Genomic DNA, 9,145 nt, shown 5'->3' on the forward strand with positions numbered 1-9,145 from the left:
TAAAATACCCGGCTGCGATGTCCTGAGAAAAAAAGATTCCAAAAATAATGGTAAATTGAACCAAAAGGAAAACGCGAAGCCAGATTTTAAAAGGACTTTTTTTCATCTCTCCACGGAAAAATTGGATCAATGTTTTTAGAGAATTTATTCTTCCATTATTCATATATTAATAACCAATAAGGATTGCAGCCGAACCAGAGCGGTGTGTACATAAGCTGATTTCTGTCTGAATAAGGCTGAATTGTATCATTGCCTAAATTACCTGAGTTTGTCTTCTCGCAATGAAAAAGCCCCAAATCAATGTTTGGGGCTAATATTCAGAGATGATTTTGCTATGCAGAAATACTGGAATCCTGCACTGCAATTTCGTTAACCGTTGCGCTGGACACTGCGGCATAGATGAGCAATCCCAGTCCCACGACGAGTAAAATCCCTCCTCCAACCATCATTTGGGTATGGAAATGATCTGCAAGGTTGACGCCGTCGAAGATGTGGGTCGGGCCCGCCCACATTTGGACGCTGAGGAAAAGCATCCCGGCTACAATGGCGGTCATCCCACCTGCAGCGGTTTCCCCGTTGTGATCACTTTTTTCAAAGTCAACCAGTTGTTTGACCTTTGGGAGTCCAAGGATCAGGAAAACGATCAGGGTAATGACTGTTGCATAGACGACCATGTCTACGGGCATGGATGACCCGCGTAGTGAACGTGAAGTTAATATGTGAACGATGCCAATCACTGTTCCAGAGATGAGGGCGATCAGTGCGTCACGATAGGCGTTTTCTTTTCCACGGACAAGCGCAATGGTGGCGCGAATACCCAGGATACCGATGGCAGTGGTCGCGAGGACATAGAAGATGTAGAGCCATTGAAATTGCGCTATGGCTTCCATGCCCTCATATTTGGTCGCATCCAGAGCTACACAGGTTGTTCCAACCCCGCCTAAAATCGTAAAGGCAGCGGTCAATCCCATGAACAAAATACCGATGAAACGTAAAAACTTTCCCATTTTATTCTCCTTTTGTACATTGATTAGATTGTGCTTTTATATATTCTACACGTTATTGTGAATATGGACACAAGTGAAAAGGTAAAAAAAATGACAATCGCTTTATGCGAATGCCAAAATGAAGACTTATCTGGCTGCAAATCCGATCACAAAAGTAGCCGTCATGAGCAATAACAGACCGGGAAATACCCTCAAAATAGTGTCTTTTGAGAGAATGGGTTTGCCAGACTTAAGGAAGGTCAGCAGGAGACCGCCGACGCCAATCAACGCGCCACCGAACCCAACCCATGCGAATCCCGCCGGGGTTTTGCCCTGGATGCTAAAGATGATCGGGAGCAGGAAGATGAGCATCCCGGCGATGCCATGGACAGTCGCGACAGGAATGATGGCAAATGCACCTGTTAATTTAAAACGAGTAATGACGATTAGCAAAAAGCCAAGGATGGCAAATGTCAGGTAGATTGGCTGCCAGTCTGGGAGATGCTCAGAAACGAGACCCAATGAAAGACTGAGCGGGACAATGGTCGAGATGATGACCACGAGCGGACTGTTGAGGATGTCGAAGCCGAGGATGATCAGAAGCAAGCCTGCCACGAGTAAAACGCCAAAGGCAACAGTGAATGCGGCTAAGGCGAATGTGCCAGTATCGGAGATGCCCTCCACAATTTGATAAGCTGCGAGCAATCCCATGATGAGGAGTAAGAGGCGATCACGTCCAGAGATTTTTTTCATTGTGTATTTCAGGATTAGAACATGAGTAAGATCATCGCGCTAAACATATAGAGCGAAGCGTATTTGAAGAGACCAAAATTGACAGTTTCAGATGGCTTAATAACACTGGCTATTGCCAGGGCAAGTAAGCCTCCAGAAAGGACGCCCATCAAACGCAGGAAACCCCAGCTCGTGCCAATCCCGTAGGCGGCGATGCCAATTACGATGGCGCCAAGTACACTGGAAATAGCAATAGTGTTGCGGGTGAAGAAATCTCCATAGGTGGAAGGGAAGGTGGGAACCCCTGCCAATTTGTAGTCCTCCCTGTAGCGCATGGAGAAGGTCAGGATATGGGTGGGAATCCAAAAGAGAATCGCGAACATCAGGGCGATGCCGATCCAGTCTACTGCGCCTATACCAAGGGCGCGTCCAGCCAAAATGGGCATACCGCCTGAGATACCGCCCCAAATAATGGACCAGGCAGTTTTGCGTTTGAGCCAAATCGTATAGAGGACTACGTCAATGAAGAGGCCGCCAAAGATGATCAGTCCATAAAGTGGGTCCATCGCCACGGCGATCGCTGTACCGATAAGGGAGACAATCAACCCCAGTCTCAGAACCTCTTGCGGGGTGACCAGACCAGCGGGTAAGGGGCGTTTGCTGGTACGTGGCATTTTTGCATCGATATCCCGGTCATACCACATATTCAGGATAGTGCTTCCGCTAATGGTCAGGAAGAGGCTAAGAAACAATCCCAACATTGTGGATAAATGGGTGACAGGGCAGCGTGCGGTCATATAACCGGCGAGGCCTGTTATCATCAGCAGCGAAGTTTGTGAATATTTTATCAGTGGCCAATAGAGACGAAATTTGGTTTTTATTTTGTTCATCATACTGCTCCAACGCTGGTATCAGGGAGAACGATGGTAATTCGGACAAAGACTGGCGAAATTATAATGTCGCCAGTCTTTATTGTCTAGCGGACTAGTCTTTTACACAGCGGAATCCGACTCCGGGGCTGACATAAGTTGGGGTGGCATTGTTGCGCACCCAAAGTCGCAGATCCATTTCATAGGTGTCTTTTGAGCCACCGCGCATGAAGCGATAGTGCATATCCTCGTAGACGTTACCGGTCCACTGCCATACATTCCCGGCCATGTCGTACAAACCGTACGGAGAGGCTGAATCGAGGGTTTGGTAATTGCCAAATTTTTTGCCGTTGTAGAAACCGACCGGGGATGTACGTGAACCAACGTTGCTCATATCCTCGAACGGATCACGGCTGGCATAGAAGTTGGCGTTTTCTCTGGTAATTTCTTCGCCCCATGGGAAGGGACGTTCATCGGTACCACGAGCTGCTTTTTCCCATTCCATTTCGGTGGGGAGACGGTAACCATAATAGTCGCAGTAGCCCCAGGCCCCAAACCAGGAGACCATCGTCATCGGATGGTTCTCGTAACCAGATTGAGCACTGAAGGTTAAGTCTTCGAATTCAACTCGTTGGGAAGGGTCGTCCAGCGGTATGAAAACCCAGTCACCGGCTTTGATCTCTTCCTCGTGTTCGAATCCTCGGAAAATATCGCCAGGATAAAATCCGACGATTTCATCATTTACAAATTTTACGGAGCCGTCGGCCAGAGCCGAGTTCAAAAAATCAGCATATTGACTGACAGTTACATCCGTGACCATAATCTGATAGGCAAGTGTACTTTCGATATGTTCGTGCTGGCCGAAATAGAATTCGCCTGCCGGGATTGGTACCCATGAATTAGGGTCTATGCCAGTTTCATAGATGGGCATCGGAGCGTTCAGGTCAACGGGGCCGCAGGAGGTCAGTAAAACGGTCAGCAGGATAAGGGGGAGAACGAAGCGTTTCATTTCATCACCTCATCTACGAGTTCATGTTCAACTTCTTCGGTCCAACGTCCTTTCGATTTGAATAAATCGACCAGCCGCCAAGCCAATACAATTGCCAGGAGTAGCAACAACATCGCAAGGCCGAAATCCATAGTGTACATGAGGGCATTGACCAGTGGTTGCTGTACGGCTTCTGTGATGAAGAGCCGTTTCATTTCAAAAATTGTCACAGCGGCAAAGGCGACATCGGAGAGAATGATGAGACCCCACCCATACCATTGGCGGACTTTGCCTTTCAGGCCGATCATGTCGCCATAGTACATTAGGATGATCGTGGCGATGATGGCTGAGAGTACGTGCCAGTGCCCGGTCAGTTCAATGCGTTCCTCACGAGCTGGCCAGACGCGGAAAATTTCGTCCAGGCGAATGGCCATGAAGATGCCGATAAAGCTGGTGGTGAAGTTCATAAAAAGCATTTGCCAGGTGGGACCGAATTTTAGTGGATCACGCAGCAGGGCGGAGAATTTCTGCCCGAAAGTGGGCTTTTCCAAATGCTCTGTCCCATCTCGAATAAGTTTTCTCCAACTCCAGATTAATAGGAATAGAGCTGCCAGCATCGATGGAGTTGCGCCTACATAAATGACCATATGGGCGGCAGGTTGCAGCGGGGTAACGACGCCCCACACCCCCAGGTTAAGTACGATAGTGCCCAGGATCATTAGCGGCATAGCGATTTTATGCCAGGTGCCCTTGAAATTCAACCAACGCCCAATGATGAGGGTCAGCATGATGGCGATCAGGGCCAGCATAATGTGCAGGTGGCCAATGACTGAATATTCCAATACGGTCTTGTGGGGCATGCGAATGATATTCTCAGCCAGGAAGGTTTCGAAGCCGTTCCCATAGAACGAACCGGGTACTGCTCCGAACATAGCCGAGAGCACCGTAGTGAGGGCTGTGGCAAAGAAGGCCATCCGCTCCAGGTCGATACCCTTTTTCGTATGGGCATATTCTTTATCCGTGTTGTGATATTTGGGATTCCAGGGCGATAAAGCAATGGTTAATAGGATACCTGCAAAGAAGATCAACGCTAAGCCAGTGATGTACAACCCGTGGAAAGCCCAGTTGTGACCAAAGTAGGCGAATCCCATCCCAAAGATCATTGCCATAAGGTAACCAACTGTAATAAGTACACGCACAGCTATCTTATAGAACTCTTTCATTTTTATCAGGCTGGTAACCATGTATGTCTCAATGGCGATGATGGCCATGGCAATTGTGTGATACAGGATGATGATGCGGCCTTCACGCTCGGTCTGGACCATATCCATACCCAGAGTCTTGACAACCACATCTCGGACTCCTAACTCAGCCATTGGCCCTGAGAGCATGCCCCACACGGCAGTAATAATGGCAACCATGGAGATTGCCACCAAAATCAAGCCTTTTGTCGAACCAAAGAGATAATTAAATCGTTTTGAAAATGCTTCCATATCGAGATTTCTCCATTTTAGTTTTAGGGAGATCAACTCCCTGGAAATAATTGGATTTATCTTAAATATCCAAATGTGCGAATATAAAACAACCTGTCTTGATTTCCATGAAAAGGGTATCACAGTGCAAAAAAATAGTCTTTAATAAAAGGCAAATAAGTACAAAAATGCACAGACAAGAAATAACTTCCGCAGCCCTTTAACCAGACTGCGGAAGTTATTAATTTGAGGTTTATTTCTTGATGTCTTTCATGAAACCCCAGGCAAAGGCAAGAGCCATAAGCAGGAGCAAACCAGCAAGGATGTTAAAGACAAACGCTGGGCTGAAGAAGAGCAATTGTGCTCCTGAAACAATGAATGCTAATGCTATGCCACCAAGGCCGATCAGCACACCGCCGATGCCAACCCACTCAAAGCCTTTGGCAGGGTTTCCCTCGCCATATTTTTTTACGAGGAATGGGCCCAGGAAGATGATTAATCCGGCTACACCATGGAAGAGCGGTACAGCAATTTTACGCAGAATTTCGATATCAGCAAAGCTAGCTACTGCAATCGCTAGAAGACCAATTGTGGCGAACCAGATATAGCCTTTTTTAAATTTATCATAGTATTGGCGTACAATACCAACAGAAATCCCGAAGGGGATCAGGCTGGCCACGGTCAATACAAATGGCGTGGCAAGAATTTCATAACCCATGAAGATCAAAAGTACGCCTGAAACGAAAAGTACGGCGAATCCCAGGATATAGTAGAGGGCGTAGACCTTCTTTTCCCAGCCGTAGCGGGTCCAGAAACGCCAGATCATATAGGCCGCTGTAGCGCCGGTTGCAAGCAAAAGTACGATGTCAAGAATTGTTGGGTGGGTCATAATACAGATTCTCCTTATGAGTATGTGGATAAGATCGACTTGAAAGCCGTAAAACAGACAACAACTAGTATATATTATTACAGGTTTTTTCCCGCCCGTCTGTGATAAAAGTCACATAAATATTAACCTTAGATGAGAGAGAAAAAGAGAGAGAGAGAGAGTTGCGAAAATAAAAGCGGATTCAAGAATGTTTTTGAATCCGCTTTGGGTTGTGTTGGTATTTATATTTTTAAACTTCGACTGTATTGGTCCACCTTGCCCATAAATTCTCTGGCCAAACCATGATTGCCACCAGGATCAGACAGGAAATGGGTGCGAGGGAGAATAGAGAGAAACGGCCTAATTCTTGAGCTGTAACGATGGCAAGGGGAACCCCGACTACAAGCTCCAAAACCCCGGCGGTAAAACCAGTCACCCAGGTCCATTCTTTTGCGCCCATCAAAATGGAGACTGTGGTCACACCCCATCCCAGCATGGCTACCCAATGCATACGCTGAACAAGGGCAAAGAAAGGTGAGCCGATGGTGATGATGCGACTCAGACTGGCAATGCCATTCATCAGGCAGAATACCCAGGCCATACCGGCCAGAAAACCAACCAGGGTTCGGCTCCATGTAAGATTTCCGACTGACCTCATCAATACAAAGAAGATGATCAGGAAGGGCCAGAAAATGGTGAAATATACCGGAGGCAAGCCGGCAGCCATAAAGGGAACGTTGATGAACCAGGCTCCCTGGAGAGAAAGCACAATCGCAATGCACGATAACAGGAAAGCCCAATCCTTTTTGGTGAAAAATCCATAAGCGCTGACAAGGAAGATCACACCACCCAAAATGCCAAGATCTGCCATGGCGGGGTTGATCCACTTGAGTAGGATCTCGCAGCCAGGTTCAGCTGCTTCAGCAGACATCCCTCGGAAGTACCAGTTCAGGAAAATTACAAAGTGCCCGATGATGCCCATTATCCCAGCAACGGTGGCGACTATGCCGCCCAGCTTCTCGTTTCTTTTCATCTTTTTTCTCCTTGATTAGTGGTCTATTGCAATCAGATTTGTTTGCTTCTGTTATGTGAAATATATAACAAAATCAAATTAAAGTATTTGCTTTTTCGCAAATGCTAAAACTATTCAAAGAATTCCTCACCAGTATGGCACGAACAGCCTTTATAGAAAGTTTCATTATTATGGGGAGCTACAATGATTGTCGTGCCAGGCTCCACCTTGAAATTGCACTTTTCAAAGAAGCGCGGTGCCTCTTCCCAGGCAGCGATTTGGATATCACAACCTACATAGATCGTTCCACTCCAATTTACGTTGCAGACAGGACCTGTCACGATATGATCGACAAGCTTCCTTTTTTCGTTGATATCAGCCAACACCTGTGACGATCCTTCCGTGATATCTGTATCCGCTAATGGTGGAAATGAGGCGATTTCGTCAATATAAATGATGCTCTCATCTGAACAAACCGTTTTATTGCGGGCGCAAGAGGACAGCATCACTACGCAGATCATGACCAAGAATATTTCCCAATATTTATTATCGTTGTATTTTGAACTGCTCATTGGTATCACTGGTGAATTGGATTTTTACCAGTATGGCATGAACAACCTTTGTAGAAGGCCTCGTTATTATGCGCGGCGACGTAAACCACGGTGTTGGGTTCAATATCCAAATTGCACCCTTTGAAGAAAAGCGGATTTGCATCTGCATCCAGTTCAGCTTCTGCTACCTGGGCATCGCACCCCACATAGATTATGCCGCTCCAATCGTCATTACAAACTGGCCCAGAAATATACTTGTCGACGAGTATCATTTTTTTACCGATCTCCACTTCAATATTTTCCGTTGACTGATCAGGACCAGGCGTGACCAAAAGCAAATTGGTCAACCTGAGGGTTGGTTTTTCTGAATCAAGTTCAGGCGGGCAAACTGTATTATTTCGTTCGCATGCTGTGAGCAGAATTGAGAATATGAATACTGTAGCTGGAATAATCATTTTGGAAATCTTCATTTGGGGACTCCTCTGATGATTTGCGATATGTGAAATATAATACTAATAACATTATTATTCTTTGCTTTAACGCAAATACAAGAGCAAAATCCTGTCTTAGTCCGGATTTATACTGTAAAATACTTTTGCGCTCTCTGAATATGAGGTATTTATGGAACTTCTTGAATTGTTATCGGAAAATCCCATCTTTTCCAGCCTGGGTAGTCAGGATAGAGAAGTTCTTGGGAAATTAGCCATTACCCAAAAGTACAAGAAAGGTGAATGGATAACACATAATGGTGATCTTTGGCCTTATTTATTTTGGGTGGAAAAAGGCAAAGTGATTGCACTAAAAGAATCTGGGGAAGGCCGGAGCCTGATTGCTAATACGATCAATGCCCGTGAAATCTTCTGGGGACTGGCTTTCTTTGAGGAAGGTGAACCCATGCCCGTTGCACTTGTCGCGGAACAAGACAGTCAAATTTGCATGTGGTCCCGGGATGAGTTATTGCCTTTTTTATTTGAAAATGGGAAAATGTCCTGGGAGCTTTCACGGCAGATGATCTTGCGTATGCAGCAAGCCAGTGATGTTGTGGAAAGCCTTGCTTTTCAACCTGTTCAGGGACGATTGGCGAGTCTTCTCCTGAATCGCTACAGTGGTAATGGAGAGAACACCCCTGTTGCTCGCGATATGACCCTCGACCAAATGGCCTCTCATATTGGCAGCACACGAGAAATGGTTTGCCGTGTGCTCTACAAATTTGCAGATCAAGGGGTGATTAAGATTGACAGAACGGAATTTCTCATCTCAGATAAGAATATGTTGGAAAATATTGCTCATCGAGACTAATGCGAAAAGCCAGAGAGATAATTTACAGATTGATGTTTCAACTCATAGCTGGCCGATTAGCAACATTACTTTACTTTTCAACAGGAAATACCCCAAATTATTTCTGAGATCGAAAAAATCCGTAATCAAAAGCTTTGAAATCTTGATTATTGCTTAAGCCAATCCAACTACAGCCCGAAAACTCTGGTAGGCTGTGGGCATATCTGAAGACCTAAACTCAATTGTGGTTCCATCGAGACGAGTCGCTCCTGGTAAGCGGCTGGCACTATCAGCCATTTCAATGAAGTGGAACTGAACCCGCCCATTGATGGGTTCAACAAGTCTGAAGGGTTTGGGGGCGTTCCCTTCTGTTAGGCGCTGGACGGCCC

Annotated in this window: 11 protein-coding genes; 1 reads left to right on the forward strand and 10 read right to left on the reverse strand. The window is 46.2% G+C overall.

Annotation, left to right across the window (positions count from 1 at the left end):
* Positions 1-332: 332 nt before the first annotated feature.
* The 9 genes from AC3DOM_RS12255 to AC3DOM_RS12295 form a co-directional block, all read right to left on the reverse strand.
* Entirely contained in the window at positions 333-1,007 is a 675-nt protein-coding gene (locus tag AC3DOM_RS12255; RefSeq protein WP_487919334.1) for a hypothetical protein, read from the reverse strand.
* Positions 1,008-1,133: 126 nt separating this feature from the next.
* A complete protein-coding gene (locus tag AC3DOM_RS12260; protein WP_487919335.1) occupies positions 1,134-1,739 on the reverse strand; it encodes a hypothetical protein in 606 nt (201 codons plus the stop codon).
* A gap of 14 nt (positions 1,740-1,753) precedes the next feature.
* Positions 1,754-2,608: a heme o synthase gene (gene cyoE, locus AC3DOM_RS12265; protein ID WP_487919336.1), complete on the reverse strand. Its 855-nt coding sequence runs from the start codon at positions 2,606-2,608 to the stop codon at positions 1,754-1,756.
* A 94-nt stretch (positions 2,609-2,702) separates the two neighbouring features.
* A complete protein-coding gene (locus tag AC3DOM_RS12270; protein WP_487919337.1) occupies positions 2,703-3,596 on the reverse strand; it encodes a formylglycine-generating enzyme family protein in 894 nt (297 codons plus the stop codon).
* On the reverse strand, positions 3,593-5,068 hold the full coding sequence (locus AC3DOM_RS12275) for a hypothetical protein (protein ID WP_487919338.1): 1,476 nt from the start codon (positions 5,066-5,068) through the stop codon (positions 3,593-3,595). Before AC3DOM_RS12275 ends, AC3DOM_RS12270 begins: the two co-directional genes overlap by 4 nt.
* Positions 5,069-5,300: 232 nt before the next feature.
* Positions 5,301-5,936, reverse strand: a complete 636-nt coding sequence (locus tag AC3DOM_RS12280; protein WP_487919339.1) for a hypothetical protein — start codon at positions 5,934-5,936, stop codon at positions 5,301-5,303.
* Between the two features lie 229 nt (positions 5,937-6,165).
* On the reverse strand, positions 6,166-6,948 hold the full coding sequence (locus AC3DOM_RS12285) for a hypothetical protein (protein WP_487919340.1): 783 nt from the start codon (positions 6,946-6,948) through the stop codon (positions 6,166-6,168).
* Positions 6,949-7,058: 110 nt separating this feature from the next.
* Positions 7,059-7,499 (reverse strand): hypothetical protein, encoded by a 441-nt coding sequence (locus AC3DOM_RS12290; RefSeq protein WP_487919341.1) that lies wholly within the window; start codon positions 7,497-7,499, stop codon positions 7,059-7,061.
* A gap of 5 nt (positions 7,500-7,504) precedes the next feature.
* Positions 7,505-7,948 (reverse strand): hypothetical protein, encoded by a 444-nt coding sequence (locus AC3DOM_RS12295; RefSeq protein ID WP_487919342.1) that lies wholly within the window; start codon positions 7,946-7,948, stop codon positions 7,505-7,507.
* A 151-nt stretch (positions 7,949-8,099) separates the two neighbouring features.
* On the opposite strand from AC3DOM_RS12295, the gene AC3DOM_RS12300 reads away from it, so the two are divergent.
* On the forward strand, positions 8,100-8,777 hold the full coding sequence (locus tag AC3DOM_RS12300) for a Crp/Fnr family transcriptional regulator (protein ID WP_487919343.1): 678 nt from the start codon (positions 8,100-8,102) through the stop codon (positions 8,775-8,777).
* A 153-nt stretch (positions 8,778-8,930) separates the two neighbouring features.
* Here the strand turns inward: AC3DOM_RS12300 and AC3DOM_RS12305 are convergent.
* Positions 8,931-9,145: M55 family metallopeptidase (locus tag AC3DOM_RS12305; protein ID WP_487919344.1), on the reverse strand; the 215-nt coding region annotated here is incomplete at its 5' end.

Source organism: Candidatus Desulfolinea nitratireducens, assembly GCF_982879505.1.

Excerpts from the sequence above, each read along its gene's own strand:
- AC3DOM_RS12300 (WP_487919343.1), top strand. The coding sequence starts at position 8,100 with ATGGAACTTCTTGAATTGTTATCGGAAAATCCCATCTTTTCCAGCCTG.
- cyoE (WP_487919336.1), bottom strand. The coding sequence starts at position 2,608 with ATGAACAAAATAAAAACCAAATTTCGTCTCTATTGGCCACTGATAAAA.
- AC3DOM_RS12260 (WP_487919335.1), bottom strand. The coding sequence starts at position 1,739 with ATGAAAAAAATCTCTGGACGTGATCGCCTCTTACTCCTCATCATGGGA.
- AC3DOM_RS12280 (WP_487919339.1), bottom strand. The coding sequence starts at position 5,936 with ATGACCCACCCAACAATTCTTGACATCGTACTTTTGCTTGCAACCGGC.
- AC3DOM_RS12270 (WP_487919337.1), bottom strand. The coding sequence starts at position 3,596 with ATGAAACGCTTCGTTCTCCCCCTTATCCTGCTGACCGTTTTACTGACC.
- AC3DOM_RS12285 (WP_487919340.1), bottom strand. The coding sequence starts at position 6,948 with ATGAAAAGAAACGAGAAGCTGGGCGGCATAGTCGCCACCGTTGCTGGG.
- AC3DOM_RS12275 (WP_487919338.1), bottom strand. The coding sequence starts at position 5,068 with ATGGAAGCATTTTCAAAACGATTTAATTATCTCTTTGGTTCGACAAAA.
- AC3DOM_RS12295 (WP_487919342.1), bottom strand. The coding sequence starts at position 7,948 with ATGAAGATTTCCAAAATGATTATTCCAGCTACAGTATTCATATTCTCA.
- AC3DOM_RS12255 (WP_487919334.1), bottom strand. The coding sequence starts at position 1,007 with ATGGGAAAGTTTTTACGTTTCATCGGTATTTTGTTCATGGGATTGACC.
- AC3DOM_RS12290 (WP_487919341.1), bottom strand. The coding sequence starts at position 7,499 with ATGAGCAGTTCAAAATACAACGATAATAAATATTGGGAAATATTCTTG.